This window comes from Pseudomonas sp. HMSC065H01 (genome assembly GCF_001815235.1).
GTDB classification, from domain to species: domain Bacteria; phylum Pseudomonadota; class Gammaproteobacteria; order Pseudomonadales; family Pseudomonadaceae; genus Pseudomonas; species Pseudomonas aeruginosa.
Genome location: NZ_KV819839.1, coordinates 1 through 22,217, shown reverse-complemented (window position 1 = coordinate 22,217; position 22,217 = coordinate 1). Strand labels below are relative to the sequence as shown.

General features: G+C 71.5%; 11 protein-coding genes. 10 read left to right on the top strand and 1 reads right to left on the bottom strand.

Annotation, left to right across the window (positions count from 1 at the left end):
* The first annotated feature begins 217 nt into the window (after positions 1-217).
* The 10 genes from pchR (at position 218) to HMPREF3014_RS03960 (ending at position 20,799) form a co-directional block, all read left to right on the top strand.
* Positions 218-1,108: a pyochelin biosynthesis transcriptional regulator PchR gene (gene pchR / locus HMPREF3014_RS04005; RefSeq protein WP_003106955.1), complete on the top strand. Its 891-nt coding sequence runs from the start codon at positions 218-220 to the stop codon at positions 1,106-1,108.
* 193 nt (positions 1,109-1,301) lie between these two features.
* A complete protein-coding gene (pchE, locus tag HMPREF3014_RS04000; RefSeq protein ID WP_003123946.1) occupies positions 1,302-5,618 on the top strand; it encodes a pyochelin non-ribosomal peptide synthetase PchE in 4,317 nt (1,438 codons plus the stop codon).
* On the top strand, positions 5,615-11,044 hold the full coding sequence (gene pchF, locus HMPREF3014_RS03995; protein WP_023087945.1) for a pyochelin non-ribosomal peptide synthetase PchF: 5,430 nt from the start codon (positions 5,615-5,617) through the stop codon (positions 11,042-11,044). Before pchE ends, pchF begins: the two co-directional genes overlap by 4 nt.
* Entirely contained in the window at positions 11,041-12,090 is a 1,050-nt protein-coding gene (gene pchG / locus HMPREF3014_RS03990) for a pyochelin biosynthesis thiazoline reductase PchG (protein WP_003115080.1), read from the top strand. Before pchF ends, pchG begins: the two co-directional genes overlap by 4 nt.
* Complete coding sequence (gene pchH, locus HMPREF3014_RS03985) at positions 12,087-13,799, top strand: ABC transporter ATP-binding protein PchH (RefSeq protein WP_012613544.1); 1,713 nt, start codon at positions 12,087-12,089, stop codon at positions 13,797-13,799. The genes pchG and pchH overlap by 4 nt, the downstream gene beginning before the upstream one ends.
* Positions 13,796-15,520 carry an ABC transporter ATP-binding protein PchI gene (pchI, locus tag HMPREF3014_RS03980; protein ID WP_012613545.1) on the top strand — a complete coding sequence of 575 codons (1,725 nt, stop codon included), beginning with the start codon at positions 13,796-13,798 and terminating at the stop codon, positions 15,518-15,520. Before pchH ends, pchI begins: the two co-directional genes overlap by 4 nt.
* Before the next feature lie 91 nt (positions 15,521-15,611).
* On the top strand, positions 15,612-17,774 hold the full coding sequence (gene fptA, locus HMPREF3014_RS03975) for a Fe(3+)-pyochelin receptor FptA (RefSeq protein ID WP_003118950.1): 2,163 nt from the start codon (positions 15,612-15,614) through the stop codon (positions 17,772-17,774).
* Entirely contained in the window at positions 17,774-18,055 is a 282-nt protein-coding gene (locus tag HMPREF3014_RS03970; RefSeq protein WP_003107348.1) for a protein FptB, read from the top strand. Before fptA ends, HMPREF3014_RS03970 begins: the two co-directional genes overlap by 1 nt.
* A 1-nt stretch (position 18,056) precedes the next feature.
* Entirely contained in the window at positions 18,057-19,562 is a 1,506-nt protein-coding gene (locus HMPREF3014_RS03965) for a PepSY-associated TM helix domain-containing protein (RefSeq protein ID WP_023086938.1), read from the top strand.
* Positions 19,555-20,799, top strand: a complete 1,245-nt coding sequence (locus HMPREF3014_RS03960) for a RhtX/FptX family siderophore transporter (RefSeq protein WP_003121872.1) — start codon at positions 19,555-19,557, stop codon at positions 20,797-20,799. The genes HMPREF3014_RS03965 and HMPREF3014_RS03960 overlap by 8 nt, the downstream gene beginning before the upstream one ends.
* A 104-nt stretch (positions 20,800-20,903) precedes the next feature.
* Here HMPREF3014_RS03960 and phzM read toward each other — a convergent pair whose 3' ends face one another.
* Positions 20,904-22,112, bottom strand: a complete 1,209-nt coding sequence (phzM, locus tag HMPREF3014_RS03955) for a pyocyanin biosynthetic protein PhzM (RefSeq protein ID WP_023086939.1) — start codon at positions 22,110-22,112, stop codon at positions 20,904-20,906.
* Positions 22,113-22,217: the final 105 nt, after the last annotated feature.

Sequence of the window (22,217 nt, the reverse complement as noted above, 5' to 3'; positions counted from 1 at the left end):
GATGCGGTCGATTGCCATTGCTGGGAAATGAGATTTATTATCATTGGCGGGCGGCAGGGACCGCGCAAGCCCGCGCCTTTCGATTGCGGGGCTTTTTCATTCGCTGCAGGGGCGGAGTGCAGGGCGCTTTGTCCATCTCCGCTAAAAAGTCCCCCTGCCCCCACGTATCCAGGAAGGCGTCGCCGCGTCGGCAGCGCCCGGGCTACAGGAAAACCTGATGACCATCACCATCATTGCTCCGCCACAGGCCGATGCCGCCGCGCCGGCACCGGGCAACCGGCCCGGCGTCGCGCACATCGATCCGAACATGAAGCTGGTGACCGGAACCTTCTGTTCGGCCAGCGAGGACTGGTTCGAGGAACCGCTGGAGCGCGGCCTGCGCCTGATCCTCGTGCAGAGCGGCCAGTTGCGCTGCCGGATTCCCGGCCAGCCCGAGCACCTCATCGAGGGGCCGAGCCTGTGCACCATCGCCAACGATGGCGACTTCACCTCGGCGCAGATCTACGGCACCGACAAGCCGTTGCGCTACACTATCGTCCAGCTCGGCGTCGAAGCCCTGGACAGCCGCCTCGGCTGGCTGCCCGAGCAACTGATACGCCGCCCCGGCGGCGATCCGCGGATCATGAGCTGCCCGGCGCCGCGGGCGATGCAGGCGTTGGCCTCGCAGATCGCCACCTGCCAGATGCTCGGTCCGACCCGCGATCTCTACCTCGGCGGCAAGGCCCTGGAGTTGGCCGCGCTCAGCGCACAGTTCCTTTCCGGCGAGGGGCGCCCCGTCGAGGAGCCGCGCATCACCTGCTCGGAGGTCGAGCGCATCCACGCCGCCCGCGACCTGCTGGTCGGCGCCTTGCAGGAGCCGCCGTCGCTGGACACGCTGGCCAGCCGCGTGGGCATGAACCCGCGCAAGCTGACTGCCGGCTTTCGCAAGGTGTTCGGCGCCAGCGTATTCGGCTACCTGCAGGAATACCGCCTGCGCGAGGCGCACCGGATGCTCTGCGACGAAGAGGCGAACGTCTCCACGGTGGCCTACCGGGTGGGCTACAGCCCGGCGCATTTCTCCATCGCTTTCCGCAAGCGCTACGGCATCTCCCCCAGCGAGATCCGCTGAGTCTCCGCGACGACCCCCGACCCGGCCACGGGAGGGGTGTCGCCGCTGCGGGATGACGCTGCATCTAACGAAACAGTCCGGCTGTCTAAAGCATTGCCGGCCAGGCCTCCCAGGCAAGTGAGATAAGGTCGCATTTGATAATCGTTGCCAGGAACTGGCAACCGACCTCAGATGCTTGCCCTAGGGAGCCCCCATGGATCTGCCCCCCGATTCCCGTACCGCCCTGCGCGACTGGCTGACCGAGCAGCTCGCCGACCTGCTCGGTGAACCGCTTGCCGACGTGCGCGCCCTGGCGGACGACGACGACCTGCTGGGCTGCGGCCTCGACTCGATCCGCCTGATGTACCTGCAGGAACGCCTGCGCGCGCGTGGCTCGACGCTGGACTTCGCCCAGTTGGCGCAGCGCCCCTGCCTGGGGGCCTGGCTCGACCTGCTGGCCTGCGCGGACCGGCTGTCCGCCCCGGCAACGGTCGCGCTGCCGACGGCGCAGGATCGCGATCAGCCGTTCGAGCTGTCTTCCGTGCAGCAGGCCTACTGGCTGGGACGTGGCGCCGGCGAGGTGCTGGGCAACGTCAGCTGCCATGCCTTCCTGGAATTCCGCGCGCGGGATGTCGACCCGCAGCGCCTGGCCGCGGCGGCGGAGTGCGTGCGTCAACGCCACCCGATGTTGCGGGCGCGCTTCCTCGACGGTCGCCAGCAGATCCTTCCGACGCCGCCGCTGTCCTGCTTCGACCTGCAGGACTGGCGCACCTTGCAGGTGGACGAGGCCGAGCGCGACTGGCAGGCGCTGCGCGACTGGCGCGCCCATGAATGCCTGGCGGTGGAGCGCGGCCAGGTGTTCCTGCTCGGGCTGGTGCGCATGCCGGGCGGCGAGGATCGCCTCTGGCTGAGTCTCGACCTGCTTGCCGCCGATGTCGAAAGCCTGCGCCTGCTGCTGGCCGAACTGGGCGTTGCCTACCTGGCGCCGGAGCGCCTGGCGGAGCCGCCGGCGCTGCATTTCGCCGACTACCTGGCGCACCGTGCGGCGCAACGCGCCGAGGCCGCGGCGCGGGCCCGCGACTACTGGCTGGAACGCCTGCCGCGCTTGCCGGACGCGCCGGCCCTGCCGTTGGCCTGCGCGCCGGAAAGCATCCGCCAGCCGCGCACCCGGCGCCTGGCATTCCAGCTTTCCGCCGGCGAGAGCCGGCGCCTGGAGCGTCTTGCCGCGCAGCATGGCGTGACCTTGTCCAGCGTGTTCGGCTGCGCCTTCGCGCTGGTCCTGGCGCGCTGGAGCGAAAGCGCGGAATTTCTCCTCAACGTGCCGTTGTTCGATCGGCATGCCGACGACCCGCGTATCGGCGAGGTGATCGCCGACTTCACCACCCTGTTGCTGCTGGAGTGCCGGATGCAGGCCGGGGTGTCCTTCGCCGAGGCGGTGAAGAGCTTCCAGCGCAACCTCCACGGAGCCATCGACCACGCCGCATTCCCCGCCCTGGAGGTGCTCCGCGAGGCGCGCCGGCAGGGCCAGCCACGCTCGGCGCCGGTGGTGTTCGCCAGCAACCTGGGCGAGGAGGGCTTCGTCCCGGCGGCCTTCCGCGACGCTTTCGGCGATCTCCACGACATGCTCTCGCAGACCCCGCAGGTCTGGCTCGACCACCAGCTCTACCGGGTGGGCGACGGTATCCTGCTGGCCTGGGACAGCGTCGTCGGCCTGTTCCCCGAAGGCCTGCCGGAAACCATGTTCGAAGCCTACGTGGGGCTGCTCCAGCGTCTCTGCGACAGCGCCTGGGAGCAGCCCGCCGATCTGCCGTTGCCCTGGGCGCAGCAGGCGCGCCGGGCCCTGCTCAACGGCCAGCCGGCATGCGCCACGGCGCGCACCCTGCATCGCGACTTCTTCCTTCGCGCCGCCGAGGCGCCGGATGCCGACGCGCTGCTCTATCGCGACCAACGTGTCACCCGCGGCGAACTGGCCGAGCGTGCGCTGCGCATCGCCGGCGGCCTGCGCGAAGCCGGGGTGCGCCCTGGCGACGCGGTCGAGGTCAGCCTGCCGCGCGGACCGCAGCAGGTCGCGGCGGTATTCGGCGTGCTCGCCGCAGGCGCCTGCTACGTGCCGCTGGACATCGACCAGCCGCCCGCACGGCGGCGCCTGATCGAAGAGGCCGCCGGGGTATGCCTGGCGATCACCGAGGAGGACGATCCGCAGGCCTTGCCGCCGCGCCTGGATGTCCAGCGCCTGCTGCGCGGCCCGGCGCTGGCCGCCCCCGTGCCGCTGGCGCCGCAGGCGAGTGCCTATGTGATCTACACCTCGGGCTCCACCGGGGTGCCCAAGGGCGTCGAGGTCAGCCACGCGGCGGCGATCAATACCATCGACGCGCTGCTCGACCTGCTGCGGGTGAACGCATCGGATCGCTTGCTGGCGGTCTCCGCGCTGGACTTCGATCTGTCGGTCTTCGACCTGTTCGGCGGCCTCGGCGCCGGTGCCAGCCTGGTCCTGCCGGCCCAGGAACAGGCGCGCGATGCCGCTGCCTGGGCGGAGGCTATCCAGCGGCATGCGGTGAGCCTGTGGAACTCGGCGCCGGCCTTGCTGGAGATGGCCCTCAGCCTGCCGGCGAGCCAGGCCGACTATCGCAGTCTGCGGGCGGTGCTGCTGTCCGGCGACTGGGTGGCCCTGGACCTGCCCGGCCGCCTGCGCCCACGTTGTGCCGAAGGCTGCCGCCTGCATGTGCTGGGTGGCGCTACCGAAGCGGGCATCTGGTCGAACCTGCAGAGCGTCGATACGGTGCCGCCGCACTGGCGTTCGATTCCCTACGGCCGGCCATTGCCGGGACAGGCCTACCGGGTGGTCGACACCCACGGGCGCGACGTGCCGGACCTGGTGGTCGGCGAGCTGTGGATCGGCGGCGCCAGCCTGGCCCGCGGCTATCGCAACGATCCCGAACTCAGCGCCCGGCGCTTCGTCCACGATGCCCAGGGCCGCTGGTATCGCACCGGCGATCGCGGTCGCTACTGGGGCGACGGTACCCTGGAATTCCTCGGTCGGGTCGACCAGCAGGTGAAAGTGCGCGGCCAGCGCATCGAGTTGGGCGAGGTGGAGGCCGCGCTGTGCGCCCAGGCTGGCGTGGAGAGCGCCTGCGCGGCGGTGCTCGGCGGTGGCGTGGCGAGCCTCGGCGCGGTGCTGGTACCGCGCCTGGCGCCACGGGCCGAAGGCTCCATGGAACTACCGGCCGCACAGCCCTTCGCCGGCCTGGCAGAGGCCGAGGCGGTACTCACCCGGGAAATCCTCGGCGCGCTGCTGGAGGCGCCGCTGGAGCTAGACGACGGTTTGCGCCGGCGCTGGCTGGACTGGCTAGCGGACTCCGCCGCCAGCGCGCTGCCGTCGCTCGACGAGGCGTTGCGCCGGCTCGGCTGGCAGGCCGCGGGGCTGACCGCGATGGGCAACGCTCTGCGCGGCCTGCTCGCCGGCGAACAGGCGCCGGCCGCGCTGCTCCTCGATCCCTGGCTGGCGCCGCAGGCGGTGGCCGCGCGCCTGCCGGACGGCCGCGAGGCCCTGGCGCGCCTGCTCGAAGCGCTGCCGACGCCGGCTGCCGGCGAACGCCTGCGGGTGGCGGTGCTGGATACCCGCGCCGGGCTCTGGCTCGACCAGGGCATGGCCTCGCTGTTGCGCCCGGGGCTGGAACTGACCCTCTTCGAACGCAGCCGCGTCCTCCTCGACGCCGCCGCCACCCGCTTGCCGGAACGGATCGTGGTGCAGGCGCTGGACGACGGCCTGCTACCTGCCGAGCACCTCGGTCGCTACGACCGGGTGATCAGCTTCGCCGCGCTGCACGCCTACGAGGCCAGCCGCGAAGGCCTGGCGCTGGCGGCGGCGCTGCTGCGCCCGCAGGGCCGCCTGTTGCTGGTGGACCTGCTATGCGAGTCGCCACTGGCGCTGCTCGGTGCGGCCTTGCTCGACGACCGGCCGCTGCGCCTGGCGGAGTTGCCGAGCCTGTTGGCCGATCTCGCCGCTGCGGGACTGGCGCCGCGTTGCCTGTGGCGCAGCGAACGGCTCGCCCTGGTCGAGGCGCTGGCGCCGGGACTCGGGCTCGACGCCGCCGCGCTCCAGGCCGGCCTGGAGCAACGCCTGCCCCAGGCGATGCGGCCCGAACGCCTGTGGTGCCTGCCAAGCCTGCCGTTGAACGGCAATGGCAAGGTCGATCGTCGCCGCCTGGCCGAGAGCATGACCCGCGCACTCGGCGAGTGTCGTCACGAGCCCTCGGCGGAGGAGCCGCTGGAAGCCCATGAGCAAGCGCTGGCCGAGTGCTGGGAAGCGGTTCTCAAACGCCCGGTGCGTCGTCGCGAGGCGAGCTTCTTCAGCCTCGGCGGCGACAGCCTGCTGGCGACCCGCCTGCTGGCCGGCATACGTGAGCGTTTCGGCGTACGCCTGGGCATGGCCGACTTCTATCGCCAGCCGACCCTGGCCGGTCTTGCCCGCCACTTGCAGGCGCAGACCGTCGAAATCGAGGAAACCCAACTGGAAGAGGGCGTGCTATGAGCCTCGGCGAACTGCTGGAAACCTGCCGCAGCCGGCGCATCGAACTCTGGAGCGAGGCGGGCCGCCTGCGCTATCGCGCCCCCCAGGGCGCCCTCGACGCCGGCCTCGCCGAGCGCCTGCGGGCCGAGCGCGAGGCCCTGCTGGAACACCTGGAAGGCGGCCCTGGCTGGCGCGCCGAACCCGACCTGGCCCACCAGCGCTTCCCATTGACCCCGGTGCAGGCCGCCTACGTGCTGGGCCGCCAGGCGGCCTTCGACTACGGCGGTAACGCCTGCCAGCTGTACGCCGAGTACGACTGGCCGGTCGACACCGATCCGGCGCGCCTGGAGGCGGCCTGGAACGCCATGGTCGAGCGCCACCCGATGCTGCGCGCGGTGATCGAGGACAACGCCTGGCAGCGCGTGCTGCCCGAGGTGCCCTGGCAGCGGCTGACCGTGCATGCCTGCGCGGGGCTCGACGAGGCCGCTTTCCAGGCGCACCTGGAGCGGGTCCGCGAACGCCTCGACCACGCCTGCGCGGCGCTCGACCAGTGGCCGGTCCTGCGCCCCGAGCTGAGTATCGGCCGGGATGCCTGCGTACTGCACTGCTCGGTGGATTTCACCCTGGTCGACTACGCCAGCCTGCAATTGCTGCTTGGCGAATGGCGCCGCCGCTATCTCGATCCGCAATGGACGGCGGAACCGCTGGAGGCGACCTTCCGCGACTATGTCGGCGTCGAGCAGCGCCGACGCCAGTCGCCAGCCTGGCAGCGCGACCGCGACTGGTGGCTGGCGCGTCTCGACGCGCTACCGGGGCGTCCCGACCTGCCGCTGCGGGTGCAGCCGGACACCCGGTCCACGCGCTTCCGGCACTTCCACGCGCGCCTCGACGAGGCCGCCTGGCAGGCGCTCGGCGCGCGCGCCGGCGAACACGGCCTGAGCGCTGCCGGCGTGGCCTTGGCGGCCTTCGCCGAGACCATCGGTCGCTGGAGCCAGGCACCGGCGTTCTGTCTCAACCTGACGGTACTCAACCGGCCGCCGCTGCATCCGCAGCTGGCGCAGGTGCTCGGTGACTTCACCGCGCTCAGCCTGCTGGCAGTGGACAGCCGCCACGGCGACAGTTTCGTCGAGCGTGCCCGACGCATCGGCGAGCAGATGTTCGACGACCTCGACCACCCGACCTTCAGCGGCGTCGACCTGCTGCGCGAACTGGCGCGCCGGCGCGGTCGCGGCGCCGACCTGATGCCGGTGGTGTTCACCAGTGGCATCGGCAGCGTGCAGCGCCTGCTCGGCGATGGCGAGGCGCCGCGCGCGCCACGCTACATGATCAGCCAGACCCCGCAGGTCTGGCTGGACTGCCAGGTCACCGACCAGTTCGGCGGCCTGGAGATCGGCTGGGACGTACGCCTCGGGTTGTTCCCCGAGGGCCAGGCGGAAGCCATGTTCGACGACTTCGTCGGGCTGCTCCGGCGCCTGGCGCAGAGCCCGCGCGCCTGGACCGACGGCGATGCCACGGAACCCGTCGAGGCGCCGCCGCAGGCGTTGCCCGGTAGTGCCCGGAGCATCGCCGCCGGTTTCGCCGAGCGTGCCCTGCTGACCCCCGACGCCACGGCGATCCACGATGCCGCCGGCAGCTACAGCTACCGCCAGGTCGCCCAGCACGCCACCGCCCTGCGCCGCGTCCTGGAAGCGCACGGCGCGGGCCGTGGCCGGCGGGTCGCGGTGATGCTGCCGAAAAGCGCCGCGCAATTGGTCGCGGTGATCGGCATCCTCCAGGCCGGCGCCGCCTATGTGCCGGTAGACATCCGCCAGCCTCCGCTGCGGCGCCAGGCGATCCTCGCCAGCGCCGAAGTGGTCGCGCTGGTCTGCCTGGAAAGCGATGTCCCGGACGTCGGCTGCGCCTGCGTGGCCATCGACCGGCTGGCCGCCGACAGCGCCTGGCCGCCACCGCCCGCGGCGGAGGTGGCGGCGGACGACCTCGCCTACGTGATCTACACCTCCGGCTCCACCGGCACGCCCAAGGGCGTGATGCTCAGCCATGCGGCGGTGAGCAACACGCTGCTCGACATCAACCAGCGCTACGGCGTCGACGCCAACGACCGCGTCCTCGGCCTCGCCGAACTGAGCTTCGACCTCTCGGTCTACGACTTCTTCGGCGCCACCGCGGCGGGGGCCCAGGTGGTCCTCCCGGACCCGGCGCGCGGCAGCGATCCATCGCACTGGGCGGAACTGCTGGAACGCCACGCCATCACCCTGTGGAACTCGGTGCCGGCCCAAGGCCAGATGCTCATCGATTACCTGGAGAGCGAGCCGCAACGTCACCTGCCGGGACCGCGCTGCGTGCTCTGGTCCGGTGACTGGATTCCGGTCAGCCTGCCGACCCGCTGGTGGCGGCGCTGGCCGGACAGCGCGCTGTTCAGCCTGGGCGGCGCCACCGAGGCGGCGATCTGGTCGATCGAGCAGCCGATCCGCCCGCAGCACACCGAGCTGGCCAGCATCCCTTATGGCCGTGCCCTGCGTGGGCAGAGCGTGGAAGTCCTGGATGCCCGCGGGCGGCGCTGCCCGCCGGGCGTGCGCGGCGAGATCCATATCGGCGGGGTTGGCCTGGCGCTCGGCTACGCCGGCGATCCGCAGCGCACCGCCGAACGCTTCGTCCGTCACCCCGATGGCCGTCGCCTGTATCGCACCGGCGACCTCGGCCGCTACCTGGCCGACGGCAGCATCGAGTTCCTCGGTCGCGAGGACGACCAGGTGAAGATTCGCGGCCACCGCATCGAACTGGCCGAGCTGGACGCCGCGCTGTGCGCCCATCCGCAGGTCAACCTGGCGGCCACCGTGGTGCTCGGCGAGACCCACGAGCGCAGCCTGGCCAGCTTCGTCACCCTGCATGCGCCGGTGGAGGCTGGCGAGGATCCGCGTACGGCGCTCGACGCGGTGCGCCAGCGGGCGGCCCAGGCCTTGCGCCGCGACTGGGGCAGCGAGGAGGGCATCGCCGCGGCGGTGGCCGCACTCGACCGTGCCTGCCTCGCCTCGTTGGCCGCCTGGCTGGCCGGCAGCGGTCTGTTCGCCAGTGCGACGCCGCTGGACTTCGCCACCCTGTACCAGCGCCTGGGTATCGCCGAGGCGCGCCAGCGCCTGCTGCGCCACTGGTTGCGCCAGCTGGAGGAGGGCGGCTACCTGCGCGCCGAGGGCGAGGGCTGGCTGGGCTGCGCCGAGCGTCCCGCGCAGAGTCCGGAGGACGCCTGGACGGCGTTCGCCGGCTGCGCGCCGGCGGCGCTCTGGCCGGCCGAGCTGGTCGCCTACCTGCGTGACAGCGCGCAATCCCTCGGCGAGCAACTGGCCGGGCGGATCAGCCCGGCGGCGCTGATGTTCCCGCAGGGCTCGGCGCGCATCGCCGAGGCCATGTACAGCCAGGGCCTGCATGCCCAGGCGCTGCACGAGGCGATGGCCGAGGCCATCGCCGCCATCGTCGAGCGCCAGCCGCAACGGCGCTGGCGCCTGCTGGAGCTTGGCGCCGGCACCGCCGCCGCCAGCCGTGCGGTGATCGCCCGGTTGGCGCCGCTGGTGCAGCGAGGGGCGGAGGTGGACTACCTGTTCACCGACGTTTCCAGCTACTTCCTCGCCGCCGCCCGCGAGCGCTTCGCCGACCAGCCGTGGGTACGCTTCGGCCGCTTCGACATGAACGGCGATCTTCTCGACCAGGGCGTGGCGCCGCACTCGGTGGATATCCTGCTCAGCTCCGGGGCCTTGAACAACGCGCTGGACACCCCGGCGCTGCTGGCCGGCCTGCGCGAGTTGCTGAGCGCCGACGCCTGGCTGGTGATCCAGGAACTGACGCGCGAGCACAACGAGATCAGCGTCAGCCAGAGCCTGATGATGGAGAACCCGCGCGACCTCCGCGACGAGCGCCGCCAACTGTTCGTCCACACCGGGCAATGGCTGGAGTGGCTGGCGGCACAGGGTGGCGACCTGGCTTGTGGGGTGGTGCCGCCGGGCAGCGCTCTCGACCTGCTTGGCTACGATGTCCTGCTGGCTCGCTGCAAGACCGACCGCGCCCGCCTGGAGCCGGCCGAGCTGCTGGCCTTCGTCGAAGCGCGGGTGCCGCGCTACATGCTCCCGGCGCAGTTGCGCGTGCTCGAACGCCTGCCGGTCACCGGCAACGGCAAGATCGACCGCAAGGCCCTGACCGGCTTTGCCCGCCAGCCCCAGGCGGACCTTCGGCATGGCGTCGCGCAGGCACCGGCCGACGAACTGGAGAATGCGCTGCTGGCACTCTGGCGGGAGGTGCTGGACAACCCGTCGCTGGGCGTCGAGCAAGACTTCTTCGGGGCTGGCGGCGACTCGCTGTTGATCGCCCAGTTGATCGCCCGTTTGCGCGAACGACTGGAAAGCGCCCGTCGGCATCCGTTCGATCGCCTGCTACGCTGGGCGCTCAGCCAGCCGACGCCGCGCGGCCTGGCCGAACGCCTGCGCAGCGCGCCGGACGAGGGCCGTGGGCCAGCCCTGGCCGCGGCGCGCGGCGTCGCCCCGGCGCCGGCCGGCATGTCGCGCGCACCGCTCGCCGAGGGCGCGGTGGCGCTCGACCCGCTGGTGCGCCTGGTGCCCGGCGAGGGCGTGCCGCGGGTGCTGGTCCACGAAGGCCTCGGCACGCTACTGCCGTACCGCCCGCTGCTTCGCGCCCTGGGTGAGGGGCGGCCGTTGCTGGGGCTGGCCGTGCATGACAGCGACGCCTACCTGGCGATCCCCGCCGAGCATCTCAACGCCTGCCTCGGCCGCCGCTACGCCGAGGCGCTCCATCGCGCCGGGCTACGCGAGGTCGACCTGCTCGGCTACTGCTCCGGCGGGCTGGTCGCCCTGGAGACCGCCAAGTCCCTGGTCCAGCGCGGGGTGCGCGTGCGCCAACTGGATATCGTCTCCAGCTACCGGATTCCCTACCGGGTGGACGACGAGCGCCTGCTGTTGTTCAGCTTCGCCGCGACCCTCGGCCTGGATACCGCGGCGCTCGGCTTCCCCGCGCCGGAACGTCTCGGCCAGGCGGTGCAGGCGGCGCTCGCGCAGACACCGGAGCGCCTGGTCGCCGAGGCGCTGGCGGGGCTGCCGGGCCTGGCCGATCTCGTCGCCCTGCGCGGCCGCGTGCTACAGGCGGCCAGCGGTAGCGCCGACGCCGTCAGCGTCGAACGCGACACCCTCTACCGGCTGTTCTGTCACTCGGTGCGTGCCAGCCAGGCCGAGGCGCCGGAGCCCTACGTCGGCGCGCTGCGGCTGTTCGTGCCGGACGCCGGCAACCCATTGGTGCCGCGCTACGCCGAGGCTCTGGAGACCCAATGGCGGGCCGCCGCGCTTGGCGCGTGCGGCATCCACGAGGTGCCCGGCGGGCACTTCGACTGCCTGGGCGAAGCCCTGGCGCAATCCTTGTCGAAACCCATGCCAGAGGAGGCGAGCCGATGAGCGACGTCCGTTCCGTGGTGGTCGCCGGTTCCCGGTTCGGCCAGTTCTATGCCGCCGGCGTCGCCGCCGATCCGCGCTTCGTCCTGCGCGGCATCCTTGGCCAGGGCAGCCGGCGTTCGCGGGCGTTGGCCGAACGCCTCGGGGTGGAGACCTGGTGCGAGGTCGAGGCGTTGCCCGACGATGTCCGCCTGGCCTGCGTCGCGGTCGGCGGCGCGGCACGCGGCGAGCAGGGCCCGGCGCTGGCCGAGGCGCTGATGGCGCGTGGCATCGACGTGCTGATCGAGCATCCGTTGCTGCCGCGCGAATGGCAGGACCTGCTGCGCAGCGCCGAGCGCCTGGGCCGGCGCTGCCTGCTCAACACCTTCTATCCGCAGTTGCCGGCGGTGGCGCGTTTCATCGAGCTGGGCCGCCAGTTGCATCGCCGGCGCGGCATCCGCCACCTGGACGCGGCCTGCGGGGTGCAGGTCGGTTTCGCCACCCTGGACATCCTCGCCGCGTTGCTGGAGGGCGTTGGCCCCTGGTCGCTGGAGTCGCCCTCGAACGACCTGTCTGCGATGCGCGGGCTGTCCCTGGTGCTGGCGGAAGTGCCGTTGAGCCTGCTCGTGCTCAACGAACTGGCGGCCGCCGACGACGGGCGCATGACCTTGTTGCAGCGCGTCAGCCTGACCACCGATCGCGGCACGCTGAGCCTGCTCAGCCCCCATGGCCCGTTGTTGTGGACGCCTGCGGTGGCGGTACCGGCAGAGGATGACGACGGCCTGTTCGCGCTGTTCGACGAGATAGCCGGCGAACCGCTGCCCAGCGCCCAGCTCTGGTATGCCGAACCCTGCAGCTGGGCCCAGGTGCACCAGCGCCTGTGGCCGGCGGCGGCGGCCGAGGCGCTGGCGCTGCTCGCCGACGGCGACGAGGTGCGCCGGCGCAACCAGCGCAGCCTGGAGGTCGCCGCCCTGTGGCAGCGGATCGGCGAGCGCCTTGGCTTCCCCGAGGCGCCGCCGGCGTCGCTGGCGCCGGCGAGCCTGGAACAGGTGCTGGAGCAAGCCTCGTGACCCCGGTGCTGTGGCGCCTGCTGCGCACCTATCGCTGGCGGCTGGCGGCGGCCATGGGGTTGCAGGCCCTGGCCGGGCTCTGCTCGCTGTTGCCCTGGATGCTTCTCGCCTGGCTCGCCGAGCCGCTGGCGCGCGGCCAGGCGCAGCCGGCCCTGCTGGCCCTGGTGCTGCTGGCGGTGCTGGCCTGGCTGGGCTGCCAGGCGCTGGCCGCGCACCTGGCCCACCGGGTCGACGCGGACCTCTGCAACGACCTGCGCCTGCGCCTGCTGGCGCACCTGCAACGGCTGCCGCTGGACTGGTTCGGTCGCCAGGGCCCGGACGGCGTGGCGCGCCTCGTGGAGCAGGATGTGCGGGCCCTGCACCAACTGATCGCGCACGCTCCCAACGATCTCAGCAACCTGTTGGTGGTGCCGCTCGTCGCATTGCTCTGGCTGGCCTGGCTGCACCCCTGGCTGCTGCTGTTCTGCCTGCTGCCGCTGGTGCTGGCCGCCGCCGGCTTCCTGCTGCTGCGCTCGGCGCGCTATCGCGACCTGGTGCTGCGGCGCAACGCCGCGCTGGAAAGGCTCTCGGCGGACTATGGCGAATTCGCCCACAACCTGCTGCTGGCCCGACAGTACCCCGGCGCCGGCATACAACAGGGCGCCGAGGCGTCGGCGGCGGCCTTCGGCGAAGCGTTCGGCGCCTGGGTGAAGCGGGTCGGCCACCTCGCCGCGCTGGTCTACGTGCAGTTGTCGACGCCCTGGCTGCTGGCCTGGGTCCTGCTCGGCGCGCTGGCCCTGGATGCCCTCGGCGTGCCGCTGGTGCTCGGCCAGGCCTGTGCCTTCCTGCTCCTGCTGCGGGCCCTGGCTGCCCCGGTGCAGGCGCTCGGCCACGGCGGCGACGCGCTGCTGGGCGCGCGCGCCGCCGCCGAGCGCCTGCAGCAGGTGTTCGACCAGGCGCCGCTGGCCGAGGGCCGCTCGACCCGCGAGCCAGTCGATGGCGCGGTGGCGCTGCACGGCCTGGGCCATGCCTATGAAGGCGTGGAGGTCCTGGCCGATATCGATCTGGAGCTGGAGGATGGCAGCCTGGTGGCCCTGGTCGGTCCCTCGGGCTCCGGCAAGAGCACCCTGCTGCACCTGCTGGCGCGCTACATGGACGCGCAGCGCGGCGAACTGGAGATTGGCGGCCTGGCACTGAAGGACATGCCCGATGCCGTGCGCCACCGGCATATCGCGCTGGTCGGCCAGCAGGCGGCGGCGCTGGAGATATCCCTGGCCGACAACATCGCCCTGTTCCGCCCCGATGCCGATCTCCAGGAGATTCGCCAGGCGGCCCGTGACGCCTGCCTCGACGAGCGCATCATGGCCCTGCCGCGTGGCTACGACAGCGTGCCGGGACGCGACCTGCAACTGTCCGGCGGCGAACTGCAACGACTGGCCCTGGCCCGTGCGCTGCTATCGCCGGCGCGCCTGTTGCTGCTCGACGAGCCAACCTCGGCGCTGGATCCGCAGACCGCCCGGCAGGTCCTGCGCAACCTGCGCGAGCGTGGCGGCGGCCGGACCCGGGTGATCGTCGCCCATCGTCTGGCCGAAGTCAGCGATGCCGACCTGATCCTGGTGCTGGTCGCTGGCCGTCTGGTCGAGCGCGGCGAGCACGCGGCGCTGTTGGCGGCGGACGGCGCCTATGCGCGCTTGTGGCGTGAACAGAACGGCGCGGAGGTGGCGGCATGACCCTGTTCGAACGAATGCGTGCGCTGCCCGAAGACTGCCGTGCCGCGTTGCGCCGGGCGAGCGCCTGGGCGGTCCTGGCGGCGCTGCTGGACGCCGCTTGCGGCGTATTGCTGGTGCCGCTGGTCGAGGCCTGGTTCGCCGAAGGCGCGTTGCCCTGGCGCTGGGTCGCCGCGTTGCTCGGCTTGAGTCTGGCGCAGGCGCTGTTGCAGTACCTGGCCCTGCGTCGCGGTTTCGCCGCCGGCGGCTCGCTGGCGGCTGGACTGGTGCGCAGCCTGGTGGCGCGCTTGCCGCGCCTGGCGCCGCCGGCGCTGCGCCGGGTCGCGCCGGCCGAAGGCCTGCTGCGCGGTCCGGTGATGCAGGCGATGGGCATTCCGGCGCACCTGCTGGGGCCGCTGATCGCCGCATTGGTGACGCCGCTCGGGGTGATCCTCGGGCTGTTCCTGATCGACCCGTCCATCGCCCTCGGCCTGCTCCTTGCTGGTGCCTTCCTCGCCGCGCTGTTGCGCTGGAGCGGGCGGCGCAATCTGGCGGCGGAGGATGCCCGGCTGGCCGCCGAGCGCGACGCCGCACGGCAGTTGCAGGCGTTCGCCGAACGCCAGCCACTGCTGCGCGCGGCGCAGCGCGAAAGCGTCGCCCGCCAGGGGCTGGAAGAGGCCTTGCGCAGTCTCCACCGCAGCACCCTGGAACTGTTGCGGCGCAGCCTGCCCAGCGGCCTCGGCTTCGCCCTGGCGGTGCAGGCGGCGTTCGCCTTCGCCCTGCTCGGCGGCGCCTGGGCGGTGGAGCGGCAATGGCTGGACGGCGCGCGACTGGTGGCCGTGCTGGTGCTGCTGGTGCGCTTCATCGAGCCGCTGGCCCAGCTCACCCATCTCGACCAGGCGTTGCGCGGCGCCTGGCAGGCGCTGGACACCCTGCTGCGGGTTTTCGCCCTGGCTCCGCTGCGCAGCCCCGAGCCGGGCGAGCGGCCGCACGACGCCAGCCTGGCGGCCGAGGCCGTGGAATTGCGCCTGGAAGATGGCCGCGCCTTGCTCGAGGACATTTCCCTGAGGCTGGAGCCGGGTTCGCTGAACGTCCTCGTCGGACCCTCCGGGGCCGGCAAGAGCAGCCTGCTGGCGCTGCTCGGGCGGCTCTACGACGTCGATGCCGGGCGTGTCCTGCTGGGTGGCGTGGATATCCGCCGGTTGAGCGAAACGACCCTCGCCGCCAGTCGTAACCTGGTGTTCCAGGACAACGGCCTGTTCCGCGGCAGCGTTGCCTGGAACCTGCGCATGGCGCGAGCGGACGCCGATCTCGAAGCGCTGCGCGAGGCGGCGCGGGCGGTTGGCCTGCTGGAAGAGATCGAGGCCTGGCCGCAGGGCTGGGACAGCGACGTCGGTCCCGGCGGCGCGCTGCTGTCCGGCGGCCAGCGGCAACGCCTGTGCCTGGCTCGCGGGCTGCTCTCGACGGCGCCGTTGCTGCTGCTCGACGAGCCCACCGCCAGCCTCGACGCCGCCAGCGAGGCGCAGGTGCTGCGCAGCCTGCTCGGGTTGCGCGGCCGGCGCACCCTGCTGGTAGTGACCCACCGCCCGGCGCTGGCGCGTCAGGCCGACCAGGTACTGCTGCTGGAGGAGGGGCGCCTGCGCCTCAGCGGACTTCACGCCGATCTGCTCGTCCGGGACGACTGGTATGCCGGTTTCGTCGGGCTGGCGGGCGAGGAAAGTTCCGCGACGGTCGTGGATCGATAGAGAAAGACCGGCAATCGAAAAAGCCCCGGAGACGATTTCTTCATAATGATAAGCATTATCAAATCGTATATCCCCCGAGGCTGTTCGAACGATGAAAACGGAGACGAAGGTGATCAAGGGACGCCAGGGCATCGCCCGCAATCGGCACACCCCGTTGTGCCTGGGCCTGCTGCTGGCGCTGAGTCCGCTGGCCGCGGCCGTGGCCGACGCGCGCAAGGACGGCGAGACGGAACTGCCGGACATGGTGATCAGCGGAGAAAGCACGTCTGCCACCCAGCCGCCGGGGGTGACTACCCTGGGCAAGGTGCCGCTCAAGCCGCGCGAGCTGCCGCAATCCGCCAGCGTCATCGACCATGAGCGCCTCGAACAGCAGAATCTGTTCAGCCTCGACGAAGCCATGCAGCAGGCCACCGGGGTCACCGTGCAGCCGTTCCAGCTGCTGACCACCGCCTACTACGTGCGCGGCTTCAAGGTCGACTCCTTCGAGCTGGACGGGGTGCCGGCGCTGCTTGGCAATACTGCCAGTTCGCCGCAGGACATGGCGATCTACGAGCGGGTCGAGATCCTTCGCGGCTCCAACGGACTGCTGCATGGCACCGGCAACCCGGCGGCCACCGTCAACCTGGTGCGCAAGCGGCCGCAGCGCGAATTCGCCGCCAGCACTACCCTCAGCGCCGGGCGCTGGGACCGCTACCGCGCCGAGGTCGACGTCGGCGGCCCGCTGAGCGCCAGCGGCAACGTGCGCGGCCGAGCGGTGGCCGCCTACGAGGACCGCGACTACTTCTACGACGTGGCCGACCAGGGCACCCGCCTGCTCTACGGGGTGACCGAGTTCGACCTGAGCCCCGACACCCTGCTCACCGTCGGTGCGCAATACCAGCACATCGACTCGATCACCAACATGGCCGGGGTACCGATGGCCAAGGATGGGTCCAATCTCGGGCTGTCCCGCGACACCTACCTCGATGTCGACTGGGACCGCTTCAAGTGGGACACCTACCGCGCCTTCGGCTCCCTCGAACAGCAACTGGGCGGCGGCTGGAAAGGCAAGGTCAGCGCCGAATACCAGGAAGCCGATTCGCGCCTGCGTTACGCCGGCTCCTTCGGCGCCATCGACCCGCAGACCGGCGACGGTGGCCAGCTGACGGGCGCCGCCTACAAGTTCAAGAGCATCCAGCGCAGCCTCGACGCCAACCTCAATGGGCCGGTGCGACTGTTCGGCCTGACCCACGAACTGCTCGGTGGGGTCACCTACGCCCAGGGCGAGACCCGCCAGGACACCGCACGCTTCCTCAACCTGCCGAACACCCCGGTCAATGTCTACCGCTGGGACCCGCACGGCGTGCCGCGCCCGCAGATCGGCCAGTACACTTCGCCGGGCACCACCACCACCACCCAGAAAGGCCTCTATGCCCTGGGTCGGATCAAGCTCGCCGAGCCGCTGACCCTGGTGGTCGGCGGCCGCGAAAGCTGGTGGGACCAGGACACCCCGGCCACCCGCTTCAAGCCCGGTCGCCAGTTCACGCCCTACGGCGGGCTGATCTGGGACTTCGCCAGGGACTGGTCGTGGTATGTCAGCTACGCCGAGGTCTACCAGCCGCAGGCGGATCGCCAGACCTGGAACAGCGAGCCGTTGAGCCCGGTGGAAGGCAAGACCTACGAAACCGGGATCAAGGGCGAACTGGCCGACGGCCGCCTGAACCTGTCGCTGGCGGCGTTCCGCATCGACCTGGAGAACAACCCGCAGGAAGACCCGGACCATCCGGGGCCGCCCAACAATCCGTTCTACATCAGCGGCGGCAAGGTGCGCAGCCAGGGCTTCGAGCTGGAAGGCACCGGCTACCTGACGCCCTACTGGAGTCTCTCGGCCGGCTACACCTACACCAGCACCGAGTACCTCAAGGACAGCCAGAACGACTCGGGGACGCGCTACTCCACCTTCACCCCGAGGCACCTGCTGCGCCTGTGGAGCAACTACGACCTGCCCTGGCAGGATCGGCGCTGGAGCGTCGGCGGCGGACTCCAGGCGCAGAGCGACTACAGCGTCGACTACCGCGGCGTGAGCATGCGCCAGGGCGGCTACGCACTGGTCAACATGCGCCTGGGCTACAAGATCGACGAGCACTGGACGGCGGCGGTCAACGTCAACAACCTGTTCGACCGGACCTACTACCAGAGCCTGTCCAACCCCAACTGGAACAACCGCTACGGCGAACCGCGCAGCTTCAACGTCAGCCTGCGGGGCGCGTTCTGATGCCGCGCCAGTCGGGCTTCGGCTGGGCCTGGCGGGTTCCGCTGGCGCTCGCCGGCAGCCTGGCGGCGGCGACCGCCAGCGGCTATCTGTTGACTCGCGGGCTGCCCCTGGACGACCCGCTCGAGCGTCTCTACGCCGGGCTCTTCGGCGCGCTCGGGGTGGGCTTGTTGCTGCTTGTCGGCGGGTTGCTGGCGCGTGGTCCGGGCAACTTCGCCTGGCGCCTGGGCGGTAGCCTGCTGGTACTGGGCCTGGCGTTGTGGCTGCTGGCGGGGCGCGGTTGAAGTGGCGGCGCGTCCTCTCCTGCTCTCGCTGCACGGTGGCGCCGGCGCGCTGTTCGGCGTGTTGCTGTTCGTGGTGCTGTTCAGTGGCGCCTGGAGTCTTGGCCACGACGACCTGCGCGAGTGGCTGCGGGCCCCGGCGCAGGCGGGAGGAGAAGCCCTTGCGCTGGAGCGCCTGCTCGAACGGGCGGGCGAGGAAGGCGTCGACATCCGCGATGCGACCCTGCTGCTGCCCGCTCCCGGCCATGCCGCCTTCAGCGTCTGCGATGCGCGCCTGGACTGCCGGCTGGACCTCGACCCGGCCAGCGGCCGGGTGCTGCCACCGATGCCGGCGCTGGACCTCCTGCTGAACCTGCACAAGAGCCTGTTCGTCGGCTTCCCCGGGCGGGTGCTGGTCAGCCTGTTCGGCGTATCGCTGTTGCTGCTGTGCCTGGCCGGCGTGCTGCTGCACAGCCGCCGCTGGCGCGACCTGCGGCGTTGGCGGCGGGATCGCGGGCTGCGCCTGGCGCTGTTCGACCTGCATGGCCTGATCGGCATCTGGGGACTGCCCTGGCTGCTGTTGTTCGGTTTCACCGGCGCGCTCAGCGGGCTGGGCGCTCTCGGGACCCTGCTGCTGGCGCCGGTGGCCTACCCGCAGGAACCGAACCGGGTGTTCGTCGAGTTGATGGGACCGCCGCCGCCCGCCGCCGAGGGGCGGCCATTGGCGTCCCGCATCGATCTCGACCGCCTGCTTGCCGGCGATGCCGTGCGGGCGCCCGGCTTCGTCGCCCAGCGTTTGAGCCTCAGTCATGCCGGGGATGTCGCCGGCAGCGTGGAGATCGCCGGTATCCGGCGTGGCCTGCCGAGCACCGCGAACTTCGAGCGGCACCGCTATCGGCTGGCCGACGGCGCCCTGCTCGACGAGCGCAGCTCGGCGCAGCGCGGGTTCTGGCTGCGCGCCTTCATCGCCGTGCAGCCGTTGCATTTCGCCCAGTACCAGTGGCTCGGGCCGGGCTGGTCCGCCGCGTTGCGCGGCCTGCACCTGGCGATGGGCCTCGGCGCCTGCCTGCTCTGCGCCAGCGGCCTGTACCTGTGGCTGCAACGACGCGCCTCGGCGCCGGACGCCCGCGTACGGCTCTTGCAGCGCCTGAGCCAGGGTTTCTGTGCCGGCCTGGTGGCGGCGGCCGCGTTGCTCCTGCTGGGGCTGCAACTCGCGCCCTCGGAGCTACTCGCCGGACCCTGGCCGGGGCGGCTGTTCCTTGTCCTGTGGGCCGCCGCTGGCCTGGCGGCGTTGCTGCTGCCGGGCGACTGGCCGCTGGCGCGCGGGTTGCTCGGCGTCGCCGGGCTGGCCTGCCTGGCGGCCGCCGTCGCGCACCTGGCGCCCTGGCTCATGCGCGGCCGGCTGCCGGCCCTGGGCCCCGACCTCACCCTGATCCTCTGCGGCGCGCTGCTCATCCGGCACGCCTGGATGCAGGCGCGCGCCGCCGCGCCACCCGCCCACCCCCGTGTCACCGGAGACCACCATGCTTGAGCTGTATCGCCACCGCCGCCTGGTCATCACCCTGGCGTTGCTCTACCTGTCCCAGGGCATTCCCATCGGCCTGGCCATGGACGCCCTGCCCACCCTCCTGCGCCAGGATGGCGCGCCATTGCAGGCGCTGGCCTTCCTGCCCCTGGTGGGGCTGCCCTGGGTGGTCAAGTTCCTCTGGGCGCCCTGGGTCGACAACCATTGGTCGCGCCGTCTCGGCCGGCGGCGTAGCTGGATCCTGCCGATGCAATGCATCGTCCTCGCCTGCCTGCTCGGCCTGGCGACGCTCGGCCTCGGCGTGGCCAGTGCCGGTTGGGCGGTCGGCCTGCTGGCGCTGGCTTCGCTGGCCAGCGCGACCCAGGACATCGCCACCGACGGCATGGCGGCGGAGCACTTCAGCGGCGAGCTGCTGGCCAAGGTCAACGCGGTACAGATCGCCGGGGTGATGATCGGCTTCTTCGGCGGCGGTGCCGGCAGCCTGATCCTCGCCGGGCATTTCGGCCAGCGCGCGGCGTTCCTGGTCATGGCCTGCGTGCCGCTGGCAAGCCTGTGCTGCGTGCTCGCCCTGGGGCGCGGCGACCCCCACGAACTCCCCCCGGCACCGGCCGCCAAGGCCAGCCTGCTGCGCTTCCTGCGTCGGCCGCTGGCGCCTTCGCTGCTGGCGCTGGCACTGCTGTCGGCGATGACCGCGGTATCCGGCTTCGGCCTGTCCAAACTGTACCTCAGCGATGCCGGCTGGGCCTTGCAGGACATCGGCCGGCTGGGCATGAGCGGTGGCCTGGTCACGGTATTCCTCGGCTGCGGCGGCGGCGCCTGGCTGGTCAGGCGGATCGGGCTGTGGCGCGGTTTCGCCCTTGGCGTGGTGCTCGCCGGTTGTTCGGCGCTGCTCTGGTATCTGCAGGCCGGTCGCTGGTTGGCACTGAGCGAAGGATTGGCGTGGACCTGCGTGCTGATCGGCTCGCTGGCTACCGGCATCACCTCGGTGGCGATCCTCACCGCGGCGATGCGCTTCGCCGGCCAGGGCGGCCAGGCCGGCACCGATGTCACCGCGGTGCAGAGCACCCGAGACCTCGGCGAGATGCTGGCGTCTTCGTTCCTGGTCAGCCTCACCGCGCAGATCGGCTATGCCGGCGGCTTCCTCACCGGCAGCGCCCTGGCGGTGCTGGCCCTGTTGCTCGCCCTGCGCCTGCAGGCCGGCGAGGGGCGCGGGGAGTGGAAGGGGCGGGCGGAAGAGGCCTGAGGCGCTGCCGATAGGCGCGCAGCGCCCGGCACCCGCACGGATGCCTCCTCTCCCGCGGACGGGAGGGGCGGGAGAGGGCAGGCGCGGTGGCCTGCCCGGTGTTGCTAGCGTGGCCGTTCCACCTGGTTGCGGTAGCTGCCGGTGATCGCTTCCAGCGCCGCGCTCTTCTCGGTCTTCGGTCGCGAAGCGGCGGCCCATTCCTCTTTTTCCCGTTCTCGGTTGGCCAGGATGATCTTGTTGGCGGTCGGCCGCCGCGCTTCTTCGTATTCGCGCAGGGCTGCGGCCACGTCGGCGTTGCGCGCCAGCGCGGCGGCCAACTCGATGCCGTCGAGGATTGCTTGCGAAGCGCCGTTGGCGCCCATCGGATACATCAGGTGGGCGGCGTCGCCGAGCAGGGTGATGCGTCCCCGGCCCCAGTGCGGCAGCGGATCGCGGTCTACCATCGGGTACTGCAGGATCAACTGGTTGCGGGTCAGCAGGTCGCGGATGTCGAACCAGCCCAGGTCCCAGTCGGCGAAGAACGGCAGCACGTCCTCCAGGCGCCCGTCGCGGTTCCAGTCGGCCTCGTTGTCGAGCTGGCCGACGGCGGCGCTCGGCACCATGCACACCCAGTTCACCAGCGACTTGCCTTCGGCCGCGTGACGCGCCGAGATCGGATAGGCGACCAGGCGCGACCAGTGCTCGTCGTTGGCGACGATCATGGTCTTGCCGTCGAGGAAGCGGTCGAACTCGGTGACGCCGCGCCACATGGTGATCCCACCGTGGGACAGCGGCCCCTGGTCGGGATGCAGGTGCGCGCGGACCGCCGAGTGGATGCCGTCGGCGCCGACCAGCACATCGGCACCGAGCGCCAGGGGCTTGCTGTGTCCGTCGCGGGCGCCGATCAGTACGCGGCCGTCGCGCTCTTCGATGCGCTCCACGCCGAGACCGGTGCGTACCGCCTGTTGGCCGAGGCGCTCGCGCACCGCGGCGAGCAGGATCATCTGCAGTTCGCCGCGATGGATCGAGTACTGCGGATAGGCGTTGCCGGCCTCCACGCCGCGCGGCTCGGACCATACCGTGGCGCCGCTCTGGTCGATGTAGCGCAGCTCGTGGGTGGGGATGGCGGTGGCCGCCAGCGCCGGGCCGAGGCCCAGTTCGGCAAGGGCCTCGACCGCCGCCGGCTGGATATTGATGCCGACGCCAAGGGGGCGTATCTCGCTGCTGCTTTCCAGCAGCGTGACCTTGCCGATGCCGGCCTGGTGCAGGGCCAGGGCGCAACTGAGGCCGCCGATGCCGGCGCCGGCAATGAGGATATCGATGGGTTCGCTCATGGGTGCTTCCTTTTCTCGAGTGTTCGAATCGATGGGGGTTCGGCTGGGACGGATGACCGTTTACCGCGATGAAACGTCGGCGCAGCGGCGGATAACGCCGGTGGC

Coding starts and splice junctions, on each gene's coding strand:
- pchR (WP_003106955.1), top strand. CDS start 218: ATGACCATCACCATCATTGCTCCGCCACAGGCCGATGCCGCCGCGCCG.
- pchE (WP_003123946.1), top strand. CDS start 1,302: ATGGATCTGCCCCCCGATTCCCGTACCGCCCTGCGCGACTGGCTGACC.
- pchF (WP_023087945.1), top strand. CDS start 5,615: ATGAGCCTCGGCGAACTGCTGGAAACCTGCCGCAGCCGGCGCATCGAA.
- pchG (WP_003115080.1), top strand. CDS start 11,041: ATGAGCGACGTCCGTTCCGTGGTGGTCGCCGGTTCCCGGTTCGGCCAG.
- pchI (WP_012613545.1), top strand. CDS start 13,796: ATGACCCTGTTCGAACGAATGCGTGCGCTGCCCGAAGACTGCCGTGCC.
- fptA (WP_003118950.1), top strand. CDS start 15,612: ATGAAAACGGAGACGAAGGTGATCAAGGGACGCCAGGGCATCGCCCGC.
- HMPREF3014_RS03970 (WP_003107348.1), top strand. CDS start 17,774: ATGCCGCGCCAGTCGGGCTTCGGCTGGGCCTGGCGGGTTCCGCTGGCG.
- HMPREF3014_RS03960 (WP_003121872.1), top strand. CDS start 19,555: ATGCTTGAGCTGTATCGCCACCGCCGCCTGGTCATCACCCTGGCGTTG.
- phzM (WP_023086939.1), bottom strand. CDS start 22,112: ATGAGCGAACCCATCGATATCCTCATTGCCGGCGCCGGCATCGGCGGC.